The organism is Nocardia carnea (assembly GCF_029869215.1).
Taxonomy (GTDB): Bacteria; Actinomycetota; Actinomycetes; order Mycobacteriales; family Mycobacteriaceae; genus Nocardia; species Nocardia carnea_B.
This window is the reverse complement of sequence record NZ_JARWPM010000307.1, coordinates 1-20534: the sequence shown is the minus strand read 5'-3', so window position 1 is coordinate 20534 and position 20534 is coordinate 1. Positions and strand designations below refer to the sequence as shown.

General features: G+C 68.5%; 15 protein-coding genes, 4 tRNA genes and 1 pseudogene. 7 read left to right on the top strand and 13 right to left on the bottom strand.

Features of this window, described 5'->3' with window-relative positions; genetic code table 11:
* Positions 1 to 168 precede the first annotated feature (168 nt).
* Positions 169 to 1047 (top strand): annotated as a pseudogene (locus QH276_RS21790) (helicase-associated domain-containing protein); the annotation flags it as partial.
* A 1-nt stretch (position 1048) separates the two neighbouring features.
* Here the strand turns inward: QH276_RS21790 and QH276_RS21785 are convergent.
* Positions 1049 to 2446, bottom strand: a complete 1398-nt coding sequence (locus QH276_RS21785; RefSeq protein WP_280402045.1) for a M1 family metallopeptidase — start codon at positions 2444 to 2446, stop codon at positions 1049 to 1051.
* 165 nt (positions 2447 to 2611) lie between these two features.
* Positions 2612 to 4285 (bottom strand): DNA repair helicase XPB, encoded by a 1674-nt coding sequence (locus QH276_RS21780; protein ID WP_280402044.1) that lies wholly within the window; start codon positions 4283 to 4285, stop codon positions 2612 to 2614.
* Positions 4286 to 4427: 142 nt separating this feature from the next.
* Between QH276_RS21780 and QH276_RS21775 the strand changes: the two genes are divergently transcribed.
* On the top strand, positions 4428 to 5072 hold the full coding sequence (locus QH276_RS21775; protein ID WP_280402043.1) for a LysE family translocator: 645 nt from the start codon (positions 4428 to 4430) through the stop codon (positions 5070 to 5072).
* A gap of 59 nt (positions 5073 to 5131) precedes the next feature.
* Here the strand turns inward: QH276_RS21775 and sigJ are convergent, their stop codons facing one another.
* Entirely contained in the window at positions 5132 to 6061 is a 930-nt protein-coding gene (gene sigJ / locus QH276_RS21770; protein WP_280402042.1) for an RNA polymerase sigma factor SigJ, read from the bottom strand.
* A 92-nt stretch (positions 6062 to 6153) separates the two neighbouring features.
* Here sigJ and QH276_RS21765 point away from each other — a divergent pair, with 92 nt between their 5' ends.
* Positions 6154 to 6720 carry a GNAT family N-acetyltransferase gene (locus tag QH276_RS21765; RefSeq protein WP_280402041.1) on the top strand — a complete coding sequence of 189 codons (567 nt, stop codon included), beginning with the start codon at positions 6154 to 6156 and terminating at the stop codon, positions 6718 to 6720.
* Positions 6721 to 6999: 279 nt separating this feature from the next.
* On the opposite strand, the gene QH276_RS21760 is transcribed toward QH276_RS21765, so the two are convergent.
* The 3 genes from QH276_RS21760 to QH276_RS21750 all read right to left on the bottom strand — a co-directional run bounded on the left by QH276_RS21760 (position 7000) and on the right by QH276_RS21750 (position 9805).
* Positions 7000 to 8091, bottom strand: coding sequence for a 3-deoxy-7-phosphoheptulonate synthase (locus QH276_RS21760; RefSeq protein ID WP_280402040.1), 1092 nt, complete (start codon positions 8089 to 8091; stop codon positions 7000 to 7002).
* 256 nt (positions 8092 to 8347) lie between these two features.
* Positions 8348 to 8815 carry a carboxymuconolactone decarboxylase family protein gene (locus tag QH276_RS21755; RefSeq protein ID WP_280402039.1) on the bottom strand — a complete coding sequence of 156 codons (468 nt, stop codon included), beginning with the start codon at positions 8813 to 8815 and terminating at the stop codon, positions 8348 to 8350.
* 111 nt (positions 8816 to 8926) lie between these two features.
* Positions 8927 to 9805, bottom strand: coding sequence for an oxidoreductase (locus QH276_RS21750; protein WP_280402038.1), 879 nt, complete (start codon positions 9803 to 9805; stop codon positions 8927 to 8929).
* A gap of 183 nt (positions 9806 to 9988) precedes the next feature.
* On the opposite strand from QH276_RS21750, the gene QH276_RS21745 reads away from it, so the two are divergent.
* Positions 9989 to 11614 (top strand): (2,3-dihydroxybenzoyl)adenylate synthase, encoded by a 1626-nt coding sequence (locus QH276_RS21745; protein WP_280402037.1) that lies wholly within the window; start codon positions 9989 to 9991, stop codon positions 11612 to 11614.
* A gap of 85 nt (positions 11615 to 11699) precedes the next feature.
* Here QH276_RS21745 and QH276_RS21740 read toward each other — a convergent pair whose 3' ends face one another.
* Positions 11700 to 13031 carry a salicylate synthase gene (locus tag QH276_RS21740; protein WP_280402036.1) on the bottom strand — a complete coding sequence of 444 codons (1332 nt, stop codon included), beginning with the start codon at positions 13029 to 13031 and terminating at the stop codon, positions 11700 to 11702.
* A gap of 240 nt (positions 13032 to 13271) precedes the next feature.
* Here QH276_RS21740 and QH276_RS21735 point away from each other — a divergent pair, with 240 nt between their 5' ends.
* Entirely contained in the window at positions 13272 to 15761 is a 2490-nt protein-coding gene (locus QH276_RS21735; protein ID WP_280402035.1) for a glycerol-3-phosphate 1-O-acyltransferase, read from the top strand.
* A complete protein-coding gene (locus QH276_RS21730; RefSeq protein ID WP_280402034.1) occupies positions 15758 to 17218 on the top strand; it encodes a 1-acylglycerol-3-phosphate O-acyltransferase in 1461 nt (486 codons plus the stop codon). Before QH276_RS21735 ends, QH276_RS21730 begins: the two co-directional genes overlap by 4 nt.
* On the opposite strand, the gene QH276_RS21725 is transcribed toward QH276_RS21730, so the two are convergent.
* The 6 genes from QH276_RS21725 to QH276_RS21700 form a co-directional block, all read right to left on the bottom strand.
* Entirely contained in the window at positions 17215 to 17934 is a 720-nt protein-coding gene (locus tag QH276_RS21725; protein WP_280402033.1) for a polyprenol monophosphomannose synthase, read from the bottom strand. The two genes, QH276_RS21730 and QH276_RS21725, sit on opposite strands and share 4 nt — an antisense overlap.
* A gap of 180 nt (positions 17935 to 18114) precedes the next feature.
* On the bottom strand, positions 18115 to 18297 hold the full coding sequence (locus QH276_RS21720) for a hypothetical protein (RefSeq protein ID WP_280402032.1): 183 nt from the start codon (positions 18295 to 18297) through the stop codon (positions 18115 to 18117).
* 75 nt (positions 18298 to 18372) lie between these two features.
* Positions 18373 to 18446 (bottom strand) — tRNA-Phe (locus QH276_RS21715).
* A 55-nt stretch (positions 18447 to 18501) separates the two neighbouring features.
* A tRNA-Asp gene (locus QH276_RS21710) sits at positions 18502 to 18578 on the bottom strand.
* A gap of 30 nt (positions 18579 to 18608) precedes the next feature.
* Positions 18609 to 18681, bottom strand: a tRNA-Glu gene (locus tag QH276_RS21705).
* A gap of 95 nt (positions 18682 to 18776) precedes the next feature.
* On the bottom strand, positions 18777 to 19439 hold the full coding sequence (locus QH276_RS21700; protein ID WP_280402051.1) for a TetR/AcrR family transcriptional regulator: 663 nt from the start codon (positions 19437 to 19439) through the stop codon (positions 18777 to 18779).
* Positions 19440 to 20319: 880 nt separating this feature from the next.
* Between QH276_RS21700 and QH276_RS21695 the strand changes: the two genes are divergently transcribed.
* Positions 20320 to 20392, top strand: a tRNA-Lys gene (locus tag QH276_RS21695).
* Positions 20393 to 20534 lie beyond the last annotated feature (142 nt).

Genomic DNA, 20534 nt, shown 5'->3' with positions numbered 1-20534 from the left:
CCCGCGCTCCCGCGGCGCCCGCGGCCCCCCCCGCCCCCCGGGCGGGCTCCCCTCCTCTCCCCCGCGCCCGCCGGGCGCGCCGGGGGGGGGGGGGGGGGGGGGCGCGGCCGGCGCGGGCCCCCCCCCCCCCCCCCCCCGCGGGCGCCCCCCCCCCCCCTGGAGTCGGCCCTACCCGACCCTGTCGATCATGTGCTCGTCCAGGCGGATCTGACAGTGGTGGCGCCGGGACCGCTCACCGCTGATCTGCAACAGCGCATCGCGCTGGTCGCCGATGTGGAATCGGCCGGGGCAGCCACCGTGTACCGATTGTCGGAATCCTCGCTGCGCCGGGCCCTCGACGCCGGGCTCACCGCCGCGGAGCTGCATACTCTCTTCGAACGCCATTCCCGTACCCCGGTACCGCAAACACTGACCTATCTCATCGACGATGTCGCGCGCCGGCACGGCCGGCTCCGCGCCGGAATGGCGCAATCCTTCGTGCGCAGTGAGGATCCAGCGCTGCTGGCCCAGGTCCTCGCCTCACCGGTGGCCGCGACACTGGCGTTGCGCGGGATCGCGCCCACCGTCGCGATCTCGCAGGCGCCCCTGGGTGAACTGTTCGACGAATTGCGCGCGGCGGGTTTCGCACCCGCCGGTGAGGACGCGTCCGGCGCCATCGTCGATCTCCGGCAGCGCGGGGCCCGGATCACCGTACGGCCGCTGGCCCGGCAACCGTACCGGCCGTCCCCGCCGACCCACGAACAGCTCGAACTCCTGGTCACCGAGCTACGAGCCGGCGAACGCGCCGCCGGGGCCACCGCCGGGCAAGCGGTCCGCAGCGACGGCTCCCGCACCAGCACGGCCGCCGCGCTGGCCCTGTTGCAATTGGCCGCGCGCGTGCACCGGCAAGTGCATATCGGCTATGTCGACGCCAAGGGCACCGCGATCCAGCGGGTGGTCGAACCGGTGCGGGTCGGCAACGGGCAACTCGAGGCACTGGACCCGGTCACCGGCGCGGTCCGGCAGTTCATGCTGCACCGCATCTCGTCGGTCGCGCTGCTGGAATAGCTCAGCCGCGCAGGTTTCCGGGGTAGAGGTACTGGTCCGGGGGCGGGGTGGTGCCGTGCAGCCAGGCATCGAAGAACCCGGTCAGATCGACCGCGGATTTCGACTGTACGAAGGCGCGGAACTCCGGCATCGAAGCATGCCCGTAGGCGTGTGTGCCGGCGAATTCCCGCAGTGCGCCGAAGAACACCGCGTCGCCCAGCTGCTTACGCAGAGCGTGCAGGAACAAAGGACCGCGGTAGTAGACCGATGTGAACATCTTCTCCGGTCCCGGATCCTGCAGTGGCACCTCCCAGAACCGGGGTTTCGACAACGCCTTGCCGATCGTGTCCCGGTATTCGGCGTCTACATCGACCCCCTCCATCCGCTCCGGCCACAGATAGTCGGCGGTGTAGCTGGCGAGGCATTCGTTGAGACAGATATCGGACCAGCTGTGCACCGACACCGAATCGCCCCACCACTGGTGTGCCACCTCGTGCACCACGGTGTTCAGATCGGCCCAGTCGGCATAGACGGGCCGCGTCTGGGTTTCCAGGGAGAACGGCAGCGGGGCGGACAGGTAGATACCGCCACCGCTGTCGAACGGATACGGCCCGTAGAGGCTTTCGGTGAAATCGAGGATTTCCGGCAGCCGCTGCTCGTGTTCGCGCAGCTCACCCGAGCCCGGTGCGAAAGCGCTCAGCAGCGGCGTACCGTTCGCGCGGCGCTGTTCCAGATAGTCGAACCGGTCGATGGCGACAGTGGTGAGGTAGCCGATCACGGGGTGGTTCTGCTGCCAGCTGACGGTACGGAAACCATCGCGTACCTCGTCGCGCACCCGGACTCCGCCGGAGACCACTTCCCATTCCGCCGGAACGGTCGCGTGCAGGGTGAAGGTGGCCTTGTCGCGCGGGGAATCGTTGAGCGGATACCAGGTGGCGGCCGAATGCGGTTGGCCCGCCGCGAAAGCGCCGCCGGTGGGTGCGTAGGTCCAGCCTTCGCCACCGGTATCGGCCGCGACACCGGCGTATTCGACGGTGACGGTGAACGGCAGCCCCGGCAGCAGCGGCAGCGCCGGGGTGACCACCAGTTCGTGCGGTTCGTGCCAGGTGAACCCCGCGGGCAGATCGTTCACCCGCACCGCCCGCACCGCCGGTCCGTTGTAATCCAGGTTGAACGAGGTGAGCGGCTGGGTGGCGTGCGCGTCGATCCGGGTGGACCCGGTGAGCTGGTGGCCGGCCGGGTCGTATCCGAGGGTGACCTCGTAGTGGTCGACGTCGTAACCGCCGTTGCCGTCCTGCGGGAAATAGGAATCGCCGAGACCGTCCGCGCCGGCCAGGGACGCGGATTGCGCCTGCGCCGGCGTCAGCGACAGACTCGACAGCACCACCACCCCGGCGATGAGCCAGCGGGTGAGTCTCATGCGATTCCACCTTCCGTGGTCGGCGTGCGGATCACTGCGATGACCCCGACCGACGACGTTAGTCGCTCGCACTGCTCGATGGGCGCACCGGAAGGCTTGGCGCGCTGGGCGCTTTCGCGGGCACGGCAACCCACCGCGCGCCACGGCGACCCGCTACCCCCGGCGTTACTGGTCGCTCGGCCCGATCGTCGGCCCCAGCAGATCATCGGCGTCGGTTATCCGATAGGCGTATCCCTGTTCCGCCAGGAACCGCTGCCGGTGCGCGGCGTAATCCGCATCCAGCGTGTCGCGGGCCACCACGGAATAGAAATGCGCTTGTCCGCCGTCGTGTTTCGGCCGCAGCAACCGGCCCAGCCGCTGGGCTTCTTCCTGCCGGGAACCGAAGGTGCCCGAAACCTGCACGGCGACCGACGCTTCCGGTAGATCGATGGAGAAATTGGCGACCTTGCTCACCACCAGCACGGGTATCTCGCCGCGGCGGAACGCATCGAACAGGGCTTCGCGCTCCTTGTTCTTCGTGGATCCCTGGATCACGGGAGCGTCCAGCGCGGCACCCAGTTCGTCGAGCTGGTCCAGGTAGGCGCCGATCACCAGGGTGGGGGCGTCGCGATGCCGGTCGAGGATCGATTTCACCACCGCGATCTTGGTGTGCGCGGTGGAGCACAGTTTGTAGCGCTCCTCCGGTTCGGCGGTGGCATACGACATCCGCTCGGCATCGGTGAGGGTCACCCGCACCTCGATACATTCGGCGGGCGCGATCCAGCCCTGCGCCTCGATATCCTTCCACGGCGCGTCGTAGCGTTTCGGCCCGATCAGCGAGAACACATCGCCCTCGCGGCCGTCTTCGCGCACCAGGGTCGCGGTGAGGCCGAGCCGGCGGCGCGACTGCAGATCCGCCGTCATCCGGAATACCGGGGCGGGCAGCAGATGCACCTCGTCGTAGATCACCAACCCCCAATCCCGGCTGTCGAACAGTTCGAGGTGTTTGTACTCGCCCTTCGATTTCCGGGTGATCACCTGATAGGTCGCGATGGTGACCGGCCGGATCTCCTTGCGCTCACCGGAGTACTCGCCGATCTCCTCCTCGGTGAGCGAGGTCTTCGCCAGCAGTTCGCGCCGCCACTGCCGGCCGGCGACGGTATTGGTCACCAGGATCAGGGTGGTGGCCTTGGCCCGCGCCATCGCGGCCGCACCGACCATGGTCTTGCCGGCGCCGCAGGGCAGCACCACCACACCGGACCCGCCGGCCCAGAACGAATCGGCGGCCATCTCCTGGTAGTCGCGCAGCTGCCAGCCGCCGGTGCCGTGGTAATCCAGATCGATCGGATGGGCTTCACCGTCGACGTACCCGGCCAGGTCCTCCGCGGGCCAGCCGATCTTGAGCAGCTGCTGTTTGATATGCCCGCGTTCGGACGGATGCACGAGTACCGTGTCGTCGTCGATCCGCTCGCCGAGCATGGGGGCGATCTTCTTATGGCGGAGCACCTCGGCCAGGACCGCCGGATCGAGGCTCACCAGGGTGAGCCCGTGCGCGGGATGTTTGACCAGCTGCAACCGCCCGTAGCGGGCCATCGTATCGACGATATCGACCAGCAGCGGCTGCGGAACGGGGAAGCGGGAATGGCTGACCAGCGCATCCACCACCTGCTCCGCGTCGTGGCCCGCGGCGCGGGCGTTCCACAGCGCCAACGGGGTGATCCGGTAGGTGTGCACATGCTCGGGCGCCCGCTCCAGCTCGGCGAACGGGGCAATCGCCTGCCGCGCCACATCCGCGAGTTCGTGATCGACCTCCAGCAGCACTGTTTTATCGCTTTGTACGATCAGCGGCCCATCCGCCACGGGGCCCTCCTCACCTCGACTTCTGTCCATTGTCCCCGAACCCACCGACAACGCCGGGTGATGCTGCGGACACCCGTGCGGCCGGACCAGTGGCTGCCGACTGGACCGAGACAGGCACGGCGGTTCCCGCGAGTATCAGGGAATGATCGAACTCTCGGCGGCGGCCGGCGTCGCGGCGGCGGCGCTCGGGCTGGTGCTCACTCCCGGCCCGAACATGATGTACCTGGTCTCGCGCACAATATCGCAGGGCCGCGGGGCGGGATTGATCTCGCTGGGTGGGGTCGCCGCGGGCTTCGCGGTCTACCTCACCGCGGCCGCCACCGGGATCACGGCGGTGTTCGCACTGGTCCCCGAGCTGTATACGGCACTGAAAATCGCCGGCGCCGGATACCTGCTCCTGCTGGCCTGGCAGACGCTGCGGCCGGGCGGGACCGCGGTATTCGCCCCCGCCGCCCTCCCCCGCGACCCGGCCGGCCGGTTGTTCACCATGGGGTTGGTGACCAATCTCCTCAATCCGAAGATCGCGGTCATGTATCTGGCGTTGATTCCGCAGTTCATCGCCCCCGGGTCGGGCCCGGTATGGCTGCAGAGCCTGTGCCTGGGGTCGGTGCAGATCGCGGTGGCCTTGGCGGTGAACGCGCTCATCGTGTGCACGGCCGGCACGGTGAGCCGATTCCTGGCGGGCCGGCCGCTGTGGCTGCGGCTGCAGCGACTGCTGATGGGTACGGTGCTGGGCGCCATGGCGGCGCTCCTGCTCACCGACCGGACCCGCCCGGCTCCCGCCTGATCTCTCGGTCGGCGGCCGGCGCACCAGGGTTCCCGGAGCGGCCACTGTGGCCGTCGAATTCAGTTCGTGCGGATACCGGTGAGCTTGGCCGGGTTGGCGATATCGTAGGTGCCCCGGATCAGACCGTCCACGACGGTGAAACCCATCACCCGCGAAGGGAACGCCGGATATCCGTCCTCGCCCGCCCGGCCGCGCAGCAGCGCCCCGAGCTGGCCGTTGACCCGGACGAACTCCACCCCGGTCGCCAGGAAATCGTCGCCGGGCCGATCCAGCCCGTAGCGGCGGATGAGCCCGAGGAACAGGCGGGCCACCTTGTCCGGACCGACGATCACATTGCGGGCGGTCGCCGTGGTGCCACCGGAATCGCCGATCATCACCGCCGCCGGGTGCAGGACGGCCGCCACCGCCCGGGCATCGCCGGTGTAGAGCGCCGCCAGCAGTTTCTGTACGGCCGCCTCGTGCTCCTCGTCGGCGACGGGCCGCGGCGTCTGTTCCCGCACCGCCCGGCGGGCCCGCGCCGCCAGCTGCCGCGCGGCCTCCACGGTGATATCCAAGATCTCGGCGATCTCGCCGTAGGGCACATCCAGCCCCTCGTGCAGTACGAACGCGACCCGTTGCGGCGGCGTGAGCTGATCCAGAACGACCATCGCCGCCAGCCGGAACTCCTGCCGCAACACCACGGCGGCCAGCGGATCCGGTGCGCCGGCTCCGCCCACCGGTGTCACCACGGGTTCCGGAAGCCACTGCCCCACATAGTTCTCCCGCCGGACCGCGGCGCTACGCAACCGGTCCAGGCACAACCGGGAGACCACCGTCGTCAGCCAGGCCCGCAGATCCTCGATCTGGGATTGCGACGCTCCGGCCAGGCGCAGCCAGCTCTCCTGCACGGCGTCCTCGGCGTCGGAGACGCTGCCGGTCATCCGGTAGGCCACCGCCAGCAGATGCCCGCGATGTGATTCGAATTGATCGGCGAGAAGCGCGGCTACCACCACCCGAATTCTACGGAGAGCCGCCTACCCGGCCCGCGCCGCACCTGGAAAAACAGATGCCACACGTACTGCCGCGATGCGACCATCGGCAGGTGGAGGAACAGACGCTGACCGACGGCACGGTATGGCTGGACCGGCCGGATTCGTCCGATATCGACGCCATCGTCGAGGCCTGCCAGGACCCGGCGATCGCGGAATGGGTGGCCATCCCGTCTCCCTACGGCCGCGCGGACGCCGAAGATTTCATCGGCAACACGGTCGCGGCCGGCTGGGCGGCCCGCAGCCCGATCTGGGGCATCCGGACGGCGGAGCACGGCCGGTTGATCGGCACGGTGAGCCTGGGCACCCGCCCACGCGACGAAACCGCCGCCGAGATCGGCTTCTGGCTCGCTCCGGAACATCGCCGGCAGGGGATCATCTCCCGGGCCGTCGCACTGACCTGTGATTTCGGCTTCGATCCGGCAGGGATGGGCCTCATCCGCATTCACTGGCGGGCCTACGTCGGCAACCACGCCTCGGCGGCGGTCGCCCGCAAACACGGATTCCGTTACGAAGGTCTGGCCCGGCTCGGCAGTGAGCACCGCGGTACCCGCCGCGACCACTGGGTCGCCGCCCGCCTGAACACCGACCCACCCGGCCCAGCAGACGGATGGCCGTGAGGTGTTTTCGGCGCGCGCGGAGTTTCGGCCCTTGGCCCCTGCGTTCCACCCTCGGGACTCGCTGCTGCGCCGCCTCGCTTCGAGGCGGAGCGCAGGGACGGGCCGAAAGCTCTACGTACCCAGCTGAACCCGGCGCCGCCACTCGGCGTGTTCAGCGGTCGGAGGTAGAGCCGATCGTGGGCCCACAACCGGCCTCCAGGCCGCCGCCGGGCATGCCCCCTCTTCGGGCCTGCCCGGCCCGGACACTTGTGCGCTCGCGGCGCGGCGGACCGCTTCCGCTCAGCGCCCGCGCCGCCGCTGGATCGCATCGGCCAGCGTTTCCAGCTGGGTGACGGTGGTCTCCCAGTCCATGCACGCATCGGTGATCGACTGGCCGTAGGTGAGCTCACCGGACTTGCCCAGCGTGAGATCCTGCCGGCCCTCGACGAGGAAGCTCTCCAACATCACCCCGACCACGCCCGGTTCACCCGCGGCCAGCCGCTCGGCGATATCGGCGACCACGATCGGCTGACGTTTGTGGTCCTTCTTGCTGTTGCCGTGGCTGGCGTCGACCACGATCCGCTGCGGCAGGTTCGACTTCGCCAGCCGCGCGCAGGCATCGGCGACCGAGGCTGCGTCGTAGTTGGTTCCGTTGGACCCACCGCGCAGGATCACATGGCAATCCTCGTTACCGGCGGTCTGGATGAGCGCGGAACGCCCTTCCAGATCAGTGCCGGGGAACACATGGCTGGCCGCGGCGGCACGCACACCGTCCACCGCGACCTGGACATCCCCGTCGGTGCCGTTCTTGATCCCCACCGGCATCGACAGCGCGCTGCTGAGCTGGCGGTGCACCTGGCTGGCCGCGGTCCGCGCGCCGATCGCGCCGTAGGACACCAGATCGGAGATGTACTGCGGGGTGATGGGGTCGAGGAATTCACAGGCCACGGGCAGGCCCATGGCGGTGATGTCGAGCAGTAGCTGCCGGCCGATGCCCAGCCCGGTGTTCACATCGAAACTGCCGTTCAGGTGGGGATCGTTGATCAGGCCCTTCCAGCCCAGGGTGGTGCGCGGTTTCTCGAAATACACCCGCATGACCAGATGCAGCCGGTCGGACAGCACGTCCTGCGCGGCGGCGAGCCGACGGGCGTAGTCGAGGGCGGCCGCGGGGTCGTGGACGGAGCAGGGGCCGACGATCACCATGAGACGGTCGTCGGTGCCGTCGAGGACGCCGACGGTGGACCGGCGGCCGGCTCGCACGGTGGCGGCGTGGTCATCGGTGATGGCGTGTACCCGGCGTACCTCCGCGGGGGAACGCAGCGGGCTCACACTGAGGGTGCGCTGATCGTCCAGATCGCAATGGTCGGCATCTATATCGACTGCGATGGTCATCGTGGGTGGTGTCCTTCTCGTTCGGGCCGACCCACGGAAAGATTTTCCCCGTCGAGCCGGTCGTCATCCGGCTCGGGGAAACTGGTCAGCGCGCGTGGTTGCCGCAGACCGACCCACCCCGGGCCGGCTTGCTAAACCAGAAATACACGCGCTGCACGATTGATCAGGCTACCAGGCGGTGAACCCGGGATGTGCATCCGGGGCGGATTCGACCGGAAGAACGTGATGCTCAACACGATTCCGCCCCGGTCGCGACTCAGAACTGACCGGGCTCGTAGCTGCCCGCCGGGGTGTGGGCGATCGCGTTGAGCCGATTCCAGGCGTTGATGGCGGCGATGGCGGCGATCAGGCCGCCGATCTGGTCGTCGTCGTAGTGCTTGCGCACCCGCTGCCAGGTCTCTTCGCTCACCCCGCCGCCGTCGGCGAGCCGGGTGGCCGCCTCGGTGAGTTCGAGCGCGGCCCGCTCGGGCTCGGTGAACACGGTCGCCTCCCGCCAGGCGGCGACGAGATTGATCCGGACCGGGGATTCCCCGGCGTGCGCGGCGTCCTTGGTGTGCATATCCACGCAGAAGGAGCAGCCGTTGATCTGGCTCGCGCGGATTTTCACCAACTCGTGCACCGCGGGGGGCAGACCCGAATCGTCCACGACCTTGCCGGCGGTGATCAGCCGCTTACCGAAGCTCGCGGTGACTTTGTTGGCGAACAGGTTGACACGGGGTTCCATGGCGGAATTCCTTTCGTTGCTGCGGTCTCGTGGTGTCGACGACGCGCGCACTCCAGGTGTGACATCCCGCGGGAAACTATTTCCGGCCGGTGGCCCGGAACGCCTGCCGCTCTAGCCGGCGAAGTCGTACTTCACGCCGGTGAGCCGTTCCGACAGATCCCAGAGGGAACGGGCTGTGAGCTGGTCCTTTGCCCGCTTGGAACAGCCGGACGGCCCCGGATAGCCGCGCGATCCACCCAGCCCCGCGGGCCCGTAGTAGCCTCCGGGTTCAACCGGCGCGGTCGCGGCGAACAGCTCCGGCAGCGCGCCCATCTCGGCGCTCTGCGCGGCGAGTTTGTTCCCGATCGCCATGACCTTGTCCAGGATGGTTTCGGTATGCGACTGCAGGCCGGTTGCCGCGTAGCCCGGATGCGCCGCGACCGCGAGTTTCGCCGATCCGGCGGCGGTGAGCCGGCGCTGCAGTTCGAAGCTGAACAGCAGATTCGCGAGTTTCGACTGCCCGTAGGCGGGCCAGCGCTTGTAGGGGCGCTGCTCCCAGTTCAGATCGTTCAGGTCGATCGCGCCGATGGCGTGGGCCCCGCTGGAGACCGTGACGATCCGCTCGCTGATCTTGCCCAGCAGCAGACCGGTCAGGGCGAAATGGCCGAGATGATTGGTGCCGATCTGCATTTCGAATCCATCGGCGGTGCGGCGCAACGGAACTGCCATCACACCCGCGTTGTTGATCAGGACGTGTGCCGCGTCCACCCCGGCCGCGAATTCGCGGATCGACGACAGATCGGCGAGGTCCAGCCGTCTGACCTGCGCCCGCTCCCCGATCTCGTCGGCGACGGCCTGCCCCTTCTGCACATTCCGGCAGGCCAGGATCACCTGTGCACCCGCGCCCGCCAGCGCCCGGGCGGCCACCGCGCCCAGACCGCTGTTGGCACCGGTGACGATTACCGTCCGGCCCTGCTGATCGGGGATGTCCCCGACGCCCCAACCACTCATGCGGCGAGTCTAATCCGGGTCGGCGCCGCGCACCGGGTGTGCGGCGCCGGGCAGTCACTCCGGTCCCGGCGGTCACCGCGTGGACCTGCGCTGCCGTCGCACACCCTTCCCAAATTAAATAGGTTTGCCTAACCTATTGATCGGACCAGAACGCGCCGCACACAACTTCGAGTCCCTTTCCCGATGAGGCATACCGTGACTTCCTCTGCCACCGGCACCCACCGTGACGGCTACGTCCCCTACCCCCCGGAGCTCGCCGCGGCCTACCGCGCCGCCGGGTACTGGACCGGTACGACGCTCGGCGAGCTGCTGCGCGCGACCGCCCGGCGGCTGCCCGGCCGCCCGGCCCTCCTGGGCGACCGGCCGCTGACCTACGCCGAACTCGATGCCGAGGCCGATCGGATGGCCTACGGGTTCGCCGCGCTCGGGATCGCCGCCGGTGATCGGGTCGTGGTCCAACTGCCCAACAGTCCCGAATTCGCGGTCGTGCTCTTCGGGCTGCTGCGCGCGGGGGTGATCCCGGTGCTCGCGCTGCCCGCCCACCGCCGGGCCGAAATCGAGCATCTGGCCGAGTTGTCCGGCGCCGTCGCCTATCTGATCGCCGACCGGCACGGCGACTTCGACTACCGGGAGCTGGCCGCGACCGTATCCGCGGCGGTCGAATCCGTACGCCACGTTCTGGTTCTCGGTGACCCGGGACCCTTCACCGATCTCCTCTCCATCGCGCGCGACACCGGCTCCCTGCCGGCGCCCGACCCCGGCGATATCGCGCTCATGCTGGTCTCCGGCGGCACCACCGGCCTGCCGAAGCTCATCGCCCGCACCCACGACGACTACGTGTACAACGCGACAGCCAGTGCGGAGGTCTGCGCGCTGGGCCCCGACGACGTCTACCTGGCCGCGCTGCCGGCCGCCCACAACTTCCCACTGGCCTGCCCGGGAATTCTCGGCACGGTGGCGACCGGCGGCGCAGTGACTTTCGTGGCCGATGCCAGCCCGGAGAACGCGTTCGCGGCGATCGAGCGGTACGGCGTCACCGTCACCGCGCTGGTTCCGCCGCTGGCGCAGCTGTGGTCGGCGGCGGTCGACTGGGAGGACGCCGATATCTCGTCGCTACGGCTGCTGCAGGTGGGCGGTGCGAAACTGGCCGAGGTCAACGCGCGTGCGGTGGGTCCGGCGCTGAATGTCACGCTGCAGCAGGTTTTCGGGATGGCCGAGGGACTGCTCAATTTCACCCGCCTCGACGACGACCCCGACCTTGTCTGCACCACCCAGGGCCGGCCTCTCTCCCCGGCCGACGAGATCCGCGTGGTCGACGAGAACGGCATCGATGTGGCGCCCGGCACCGTGGGCGAACTGCTGACCCGCGGCCCGTACACGCTGCGCGGCTACTACCGTGCCCCGGAACACAATGCGCGCGCATTCACCCCGGACGGCTTCTACCGCAGCGGTGATCTGGTACGGCAGTTGCCCAGCGGGCACCTGGTGGTCTCCGGCCGGAGCAAAGATGTGATCAACCGGGGCGGGGAGAACATCTCCTGTGACGAACTCGAGGAACATCTGCTCGCCCATCCGGCGGTGCGCCACGCCGCGGCGATCGGCCTGCCGGACCCCGGGCTCGGTGAGAAGGTGTGCGCCGTTCTGGTGGTCACCGAGGCGATGCCGGCACTGGCCGAGATCAAGGAATTCCTCGCCGGCCGCGGGCTCGCCACCTACAAGCTGCCCGATGTCCTCCGGCAGGCGGACGCACTCCCGGTCACGGCGGTGGGCAAGATCGACAAGAAGGCGCTGCGCGCCCAGGGCGGCTGACCGGACCGGCGGATAGGCGTACCCGAGGTTCGGTTCCCGCGGCCGGCGGGAGCGGTCCGGTGCGGAACCGGCCGCGAGTGAGACGTCAGGACCGGAGCGCCCCGCCGGCTTTCACTATGTAAGGCGCTACGCTGCGCAGCTTTTCGCAGGTCTCCTCGAATTCGCGCTCGGGCCGCGACTGCGCGACCACACCGGCGCCCGCCCGTAACCACGCACCGTGGTCGTTCTGATAGACCGCGCGCAGCACCAGCGCCGCCTCCATGGCGCCGGCCGGCGATACCCGCAGTACCGCACCGGAATACAGGCCGCGCGGCGAATCCAGGCGGAAGACCGCGTCCACACCGGCCGGTTTCGGTATCCCGGAGGCCGTCACCGAGGGGAACAACACCTCCAGCGCGTCCCAGGCGGTACGCCCCGGCGCCAGCCGGCCGCGGACGGTCGAGGCGAGATGCTGGACGCTGCCGCGTTCCCGGACAGCCATGAAATCCGATACGGCGGTCGTCCCGGGTTCGGCGACGGCGGCGACCTCGGCGAAACAGGTCTGCACCGAGATGGCGTGCTCGACGATTTCCTTCGGGTCGGTGGTCAGTTCCGCGCGGGCCGCACTGTCGATATCGGCACCCAGCCCGAATGCCCGTGTCCCGGCGAGCGGTTCGGTGCTGACGGTCCGGTCCTCGTCCACCGCGAGTACCAATTCGGGACTGAACCCGGCGGCCTCCAACCCGCCCAGGCACAACGCGAACGAGCGCGCGGGAGTGTTGTGGGCCCGGCCCAGCCGATAGGTGGCGGGAATATCCACCGCGAACGGTAACTCGACCCGCCGCGAGAGAATGACCTTTTGATACCGGCCCGCGGCGATCTCCGCCACGGCCTTCTCGACGCGTTCGCGATACCCGGTGGCGTCGAGTGCCACCTCCACCGGATACGCCCGCGGTAGCGGGTCGTCCTGCGAGCCGGCGACGAGGTCGAGCAGGGCCGCGGTTTCGTCCGCGCCGGCGCCGGTGACCCAGACACGACCCGAAAGGTCGATACGCACCTCGAGGCGGGGCAGCATCAGCTGCGCCAGCACGGTCCGCGGTGGCAGGTAGCCGGTGGCGCGCAGGCTCCGGGCACAGAATTCGAAGCCGATCCAGCCGTAGGCATTACGACCGTTCGCCGGCAATCCGGCCAGCGCCCGGTCCAGCGCCCGGGCAGGGCTGCCGTGCCAGTTCGTCGAGGTCACCGACCCCGCCGCGGCGATCCGCAGCTGGTCGGCATCCAGTTCGATCGTGGCCGCCGGGTCGGCGGCGAAAACCCATTCCCCGCCGCCTTCGTAGATCACGTACTCGCCGAATCGTCGTTCGGCGGCCAGGCGCGACATCGCCGCCACGGGGTCGGTCACATATTCGACGCGTAAACGTTCGTCCGTGGTCGACAACGATCCTCCAAGGCTAACCGACCGAAACAGGAAGTAAGGTTAGCATTACCTGCCTTTCCTGTGGGATGCTCGAGCGGCCGCCGAAATCGCCCCATACGGCGAGTGAGCCCTCCATAGTGGTCGTATGGAGTAGTTTCGAAGTCCACCGCCGCGAGCCGCCGGCCGCTCCGGCGAAGGAGTGGCGCAGCCGGTGGCAGGACGGCCACGAGCCCCCCGATCGGACACAGAGGATCCCCCACCATGATCGAGAACCTCGGTGGCGCACCGTCGCCGGCCGACGACCCGCCGGAATCGGTGGTAGCGCTGGTGGATTCCGCCTCGGGCACCGAACGCGAGCTGGTCGGCCGCTGGATCGCCGAGGGCGGCCTGGCCGCCGATCTCGGCGTGCATGCCCCCGTCACCCAGCTCGATCTCGATGCCGGCGCCGTGGCCGGCCGGCTCACCGGCCGCACCGACGACCCGCTGGTCGTCCCCGTCCGCGTGCTGTGGCTGCCCCCCGAACGCGACGGCGTCCGGCGGGTGACCTTCGGTGATCTGGCGCTGCTCACCAACCCACGCCGGCCCAACCGGCTCGCGCAGCGGCGACTGGTCTCCCGTTCCCCGGACCGGCATCTGGTGCTCACGGGTGCGCCCGCCCGGCTCAGCGAGTTACGGGCGAACCACCCCGAGGCCGCGGCGTTGCACTACACCGGCAGCACCGAGCCCTTCGCCCGCGCCGTGGTCCGCGCGGCGGTGGTCGCGCTGGAACGCGCCGAACGCACCGTGATCGGCGACCGCTACAAGGTGCCGCGGCTGGTCGCCGAGGAGATCATGGATTCGCCGGATTTCCTGCGCCGGCTCGAACAGATCGCCGACGAGACCGGCACCGAGCCGCAGGAAGTGGCCCGCCGCGCGGAGAAGGCACTGAACGAGTTGGTCGCCGCGCAGAGCCGGACGGTGTCGGATCTGTTCACGCAGGCCATGCGCCCGGTACACGCCTCGACGTGGAACGTGGACTGCGACGAATCCGGTCTGGCCGCCCTCCGCGACCTCAACCGGCGCTATCCGCTGGTGTTCCTGCCGTCGCACCGCTCCTATGTGGACGCCTTCGTCCTCGGCGATGTGCTGGCACGCAACGATTTCCCGCCCAACCACGTAGTCGGCGGGGCGAACCTGCGGTTCTGGCCGATGGGCCCGATCGCCCGGCGCACCGGCACCATTTTCATCCGGCGCAGTTTCACCGGCGATACGGTCTACCAGGCGGTGGTCGAAGAGTACTTCGGCTATCTGCTGGCCCGCCGGTTCAATCTGGAGTGGTATTTCGAGGGCGGCCGCACCCGCACCGGCAAACTCCGCCCACCCCGCTACGGACTACTGAACTACCTGGCCGCCGCGGTCCGCCGGGACCGCGTCACCGACGCATTGCTGGTGCCGGTCTCCATCACCTACGAACGGCTCAACGAACTCGGCGCCATCGCCGACGAACAGGTGGGCGGCCGGAAGAAACCCGAGGGCCTGGCCTGGCTGGCCCGCTATATCCGCAACCAGCAGCATTCGGCCGGTCACGTCTACGTCCGGTTCGGTGATCCGCTCTCGGCCCGCGACCGGCTGGCCGCCCACGGCGACCCGCTCACCGAACCCCCGATCACCATTCCGCTGCACCGCACCGACGGTGGTCCCCCTGCGCGGGCCGGGCTCGACGAGCTGAGCGAGCAACTGGGTGAACGGGAACGCCGGGCGGTACAGCGGCTCGCCTTCGATGTGGCCGTGGGCATCAACGCGGTCACGCCGATCACCGCCAATGCCCTGGTCACCCTGGCGCTACTGGGTGTCCACGACCGCGCACTGACCCGGGCCGAGGTGTGCGAGGTGCTCAACCCGGTGCTGGACTACATCGAGAAGCGCGATCTGCCCCGCGGCGAGATCGCGAAACTCCGCGACGAGCAGAGCCTGGCCGTCGTACTGGAGCAGCTCTCGCTGGCCAAGGTCGTCACGGTCTATCGAGGCGGGGTGGAACCGGTGTATTCGATCGAACCGGGCGCCCATCTGGAGGCCGCGTTCTACCGCAACAGCGCGGTGCACTGGTTCGTCGACCGGGCCATCCTGGAACTGGCGATCCTGGCCGCGGTCGAAGCGGCCCCGGACGACCCCGCCGCCGGCGCCATCGGCCCCGATACCGATGCGCTGGATATCGGCTGGGCCGAAGCGTACCGGCTGCGGGATCTGCTGAAATTCGAATTCTTCTTCCCGGACCGCGCCGAATTCGCCGACCGGATCACCGCGGAAATGCTGCTGGTGGATCCGGGGTGGCGATCCCGCCCCAGGAACACGCTCGGTAGTGAAATCCTGACCGCGCTCACCGATACCGGTTTCATGATGGCCCATCGCGTATTGCGTTCGTTCTTCGACGCACAATTGGTCGTCGCCGAACGGCTGGCCGCCCGGGAGCCGGTCGCCGATATCGACCACAAACAGTTCATCGCCGAATGCGTATCGGTCGGCCGGCAGATGCTGCTGCAGAAACGCCTGCACAGTACGGAGTCGGTTTCCACCGAGCTTTTCGGCAGTGCGCTCAAATTGGCCGCCAATCACGGATTGGTGGACGCCGCCGACCCCGGATCGGAGAAATCCGTGGCCGCGCTGGCCGAGGCCCGGGCCGAGTTCGCCGAGCGGCTGCGCACGATCGGTATCCGCATATCGCGCGCCGCCGCCCTCGATCCGTCCAATCGCACGGCGGGGCGGACCCGATGAGCACCCCCGTCACCGGCGCCGGGGAATCCGCGGCCTCCTCCGACGGTGATCTCGCGGCATTCATCGCAGCGATTCGGTCGGGGCCGCAGGGCGCGGATATAGGCGCGATTTTCGACCTGTCTGCGGTCGCGGACCTGCGCATAAAATCCGCCCGCCGGTTCCGCGGGCCCGATCGTGAACTGCTGAAAAGCCTGTTCGAGCAATTGCGCCACAGCGGTGACAGTGCCGGTCCGGAGCTCACCGAACGACTCGTCGGACACGCGGCCGGGCGGACACCGGGGGAACTGGCCGCACTGGGGGACAGAATCTTCGCGCGCGGCTGGTACGACCGGCTGTACCCGGAGATCTGGCGCCTGATCGCCGAACACCGTGCGGCCGGGCACACCGTGGTGCTGACCGGGACCGCGACCGAGAGCCAGCTGCGGCCCGCGGCCACGGCGCTGGGGATCACCCATGTGCTCGGCGCCCGGCCCGAGGTGGAGGCGGGCCGGCTCACCGGCCGGATCGCCGGCACCGTCCCGTGCGGCCCGGACAAACACGCGGCCGTGACAGCTTTCGCCGCGACGCACGATGTCGACCTCGCGCGCTCCTACCTCTACACCGGCAGCGGTGCCGATCTCCCGCTGCTCGCGGCAGCGGGAGCGCCGGTACCGGTCGCACCGGATGCGCCCCTCTCGGCCGCCGCAGCCGGTCAGGGCTGGACCGGACCCGCGGTCGAGCCCCGCACCGGGCCCACAACCGGCGACTACCTGCGCACCGTCCTCGGGTTCGCGGCCCTGCTCGGCGGCGCACTTTTCGGCGCCCTGAGCAAAGCACACACCCGAAATCGCCGGACCATGGCCGACGCGCTGATGCGCTACGGCACCCGCTGGCCGTTACGACTGTGCGGGATCCGGCTGCGGATCACCGGCGCCGAATACGCGCGCAGTCCACGACCGGCGGTATTCCTGTTCAACCATCAAAGCCAGTTCGACGTTCTCATCGTTCCGGCCGTGCTCGGTGCCGGGGTGACGGGAGTAGGCAAGAAGGAGCTCATCCGGCACCCGGTTTTCGGGCCGCTGATGCGGTTCGTGGGGGTCACGTTCATCGACCGCTCCGATACCGACCGCGCCAAGGCCTCGCTGGCCCCCGTGGTGCATACGCTGCGCGACGGGCTGTCGGTGGCGATCGCCCCGGAGGGCACCCGGTCCTATTCCCCGCAACCGGGCCGCTTCAAGAAGGGCGCGTTCCATATCGCGAGGCAGGCCGGGGTACCGGTGATTCCGGTGGTGATCCGCAATGCCGCCGAGATCGGCCGCCGCGACTCCATGATCGCGCGACCCGGCACGGTCGATATCGCGATCCTGCCGCCGATCGATATCACCGCCCGGACTCCTGCCGAACTGGACCGCGAGGTCGCCGCGGTGCGGCAGCGCTATCTGGACACGCTGCGGGACTGGCCCATCGGAGCGGTCTAGAGCGAACGCCCGAACAGCAGTTTCCACGGCATGAGCGCGGATTCCAACTGCACCGCCAGGCTCATCTTGGAAGCGCCCAGCGTCCGCTCCTCGAAGCGGATCGGGACCTCGGCGATACCGATGCCCTGTTTCTTGGTCCGATAGTTCATCTCGACCTGGAACGAGTAGCCGTTGCTGCGGATCGTGTCGATCTCGATGGCCCGCAGGGTCGCCGCCTCCCAGGCTTTGAAGCCGGCGGTGGCGTCCTTGATCCCGAGTCGCAGGATGGCGTTGACATAGAAGTTCGCCCAGGCCGAGAGCGCCTTGCGGTACCACTTCCATTCCGCGGCGGTCGAGCCGCCGGGAACGTAACGGGAACCGAGCACGACGCCGATACCCGGCCGCTTCAGTTCGTCCAGCATCGCGGGAATCACCTCGGCGGGGTGGGACAGATCCGCGTCCATCTGGATCACCACATCGGCACCCTCGTCGAGGGCCCGGGTGATCCCGGCGATATACGCCCGCCCGAGACCGTCCTTCTCCGTACGGTGCAGCACCGAGACGACGTTCGGCAGGTCCACGGCCAGTTTGTCGGCCACCTCACCGGTACCGTCCGGAGAATTGTCGTCGACTACCAGCACGTGCAGATCGGGCACGGGTAGCGCAGTCAGCCGTTCCACCGCAACCGGCAGATTGTCCCGCTCGTTGTAGGTCGGCACAACAACGGTAACCCTCAAGGGTCGCCCTCCCTGGTCTCGCCCGGCAGCCGAACCATGGGCCGCGAGCGTCGCTACGTATTACCCGTGAACGGTAGCCCAACCGTGTACCCGCAGCTACAGCGCACCGGTCCTACCCGCTGACGGGCAGGTTCGCCCGGCGGATTGCCGTTTGGGAGCACCACGCTCCGCGGCCGGTCGTCATTGCCCGTCGCGCCAGGCCCGGTCCGCCGCGTCCTGCGCTGCGTTGCGCTGCCGCACGATCTCGAGAGCGCGCTCGGCGGTGGCCCGATCCGGATAAGGACCCATCCGGTCACGGAACCAGCACTGACGCCCGCGTTCGGCACGCTGATGCTTCAGACAGTAGTACCACCGTTCGGCCATGACCCCAGCATCCCATCCCGCCGGGGTCCGGACGAACAAAACCCCCGGACCTTCGAGGTTCGGGGGTTGTGATTGTGGCCAGGGCCGGGATCGAACCGGCGACCTTTCGCTTTTCAGGCGAACGCTCGTACCAACTGAGCTACCTGGCCGCAGGCACCCGGAACGAATGCCATCCGATGGAAACCGGATGGCTCCGGCATCCACTGGCGACCCTGACGGGACTCGAACCCGCGACCTCCGCCGTGACAGGGCGGCGCGCTAACCAACTGCGCCACAGGGCCTTGCTCTGTGCAACCTACTTTCGTAGGTCGTACCCCCTACGGGATTCGAACCCGCGCTACCGCCTTGAAAGGGCGGCGTCCTAGGCCGCTAGACGAAGGGGGCTCGTCCCGGATCTCTCCGGACCGGCTTTTCAACGGCTGTCCGTTGGGAGCTCGCATAGCTTATGCCAGGGTGCGTGCAATTCCCAAATCGGCTGGTCAGGTCGGCGAACCGAGCTCCTCCAGTTGTGCGTAGGCACGCCAGCCGTGCGCGGCGAACTTCTCCGCCCACTCCGCGGTGCAACTCGCCTGCACCACCACCTCCAGCGACTCGCGGAAGCGGGTTCGCAGATCCGGCCCGCCACTGTGCGCGTCGACGATGTAGCGCTGCCCGATGAGTGCGCCGGCCAAGGTCCGGGTGAAACGGTCGGGGTCGGTGTCCGGCCGCAGCTGCCCCTGATCGATGGCACCCACGGCGAGTTTGCGGATCGCCGAGGAGAGCATCCGGCAGCCACCGTTGTCCTGCCGCCCGAAACCCGGGTCGATCACCAGCCGGAATTCCGCCTGCACGATGATGTCGTGTTCGAGGCGTAATGCCAGTTCGTCGAATACGCCGTGCAAAATATCGAGCGGTCCCAGTTCCACGCGTACGAGCCAGCGATCGATAGTGCGGTGGTATCGCTCGATGGCCGAATCGAGGACGGCCCGCGCCAGATCTTCTTTCGAATCGAAATGGAAGTACATGGCGCCTTTGGTCGCTCGCGACCCTTCCAAAATGCGGTTGAGCGAAGCCGCGGCATAGCCGCTCTTCCCGAACTCAACGGCGGCGGACCGGATAATTGCTGCCCGTGTCCGACGGGCCCGCTCTTGCTGCCGTGCCATGCTCGAAACGCCTCCGAAGCCTTGTGCATCCGCCGGAGTTGCCACCTGCGGAATGCTCGCGACCGATCAGCTGCCGCGGACGGGCGGGCTGACGGCGCGAACGTATCCTGTTGTATCCGACCTACGGTCGGTTTATTGACCTGTATCGAACTTTTGGTACGAAACCCAGACCGAGGGAGAAACACACCGGCTGGTATAATTTGAACGCCCGGGTGCGCCGCAGGGGGTGCGCATCCGGGCAACTCCGTTGCGCTGTAGCTCGTCCCCGATCCGCCTCCCGCAGCGTCGACCCAAGTGACACCCCGAATTCGCTGAATAGTCACGCTACTCGGATTCGGGCACCGACACGCGGCAAATGGATAGAGCGGGCTATCATTTCGTTGCGCGGATTTCGTGCACACAACATGACTCTCCGGGCGGCGAACGAACGAGCGAATCACCCCGGACGCCGGAAGCTCGCCCGCGCGGGCGGGTTTCGCACCGGAGTTCAGCCGGTCACTCCGGCCGCTGGTCGTATACCGTCTCGCCCGCGAGCGCCAACAGGGCGCCGACACTCCGGGAAATGCGTCCCGGAACCCCACTTCAGCGAGAACTCTGCCTTTACCGATCCAAAGGCATTGGTATCCAACATATTTGGATCGTATCGTGCTACCCGTTGTATCAACAATGCCGGCGGTACCGTATTTCGATACCCATAGGTATGGTTTACCGGCCGCGCCTGGGGATCCGGCCGCGTAGCCGCACACCCTCTCCGTCCCCTCCCTGCGTCGCGGCCGCCGAGACCCTCCGTAAGGCCACCGCAGGCCCCGAGAGACACAAAGCGCCAGCTCAACCACCCGATTACGCCCTCGGGACGCCTTTTCAGTACACTTGCCCGCGCGCCCCTATAGCTCAGTTGGTAGAGCTACGGACTTTTAATCCGCAGGTCCCAGGTTCGAGCCCTGGTGGGGGCACCCTCGGGGGCGGCCGCCCCCGCCCCCGCCGGCGCGGCGGCGGCGGCAGGGCGGGGCGGCCCGCCGGGCCGGTACAACCCCGGTTCGCCCGGCCCCTCGTCGTATTTCGATTCCCCCGGCCACGGGAACCCGTGGCCGGGTT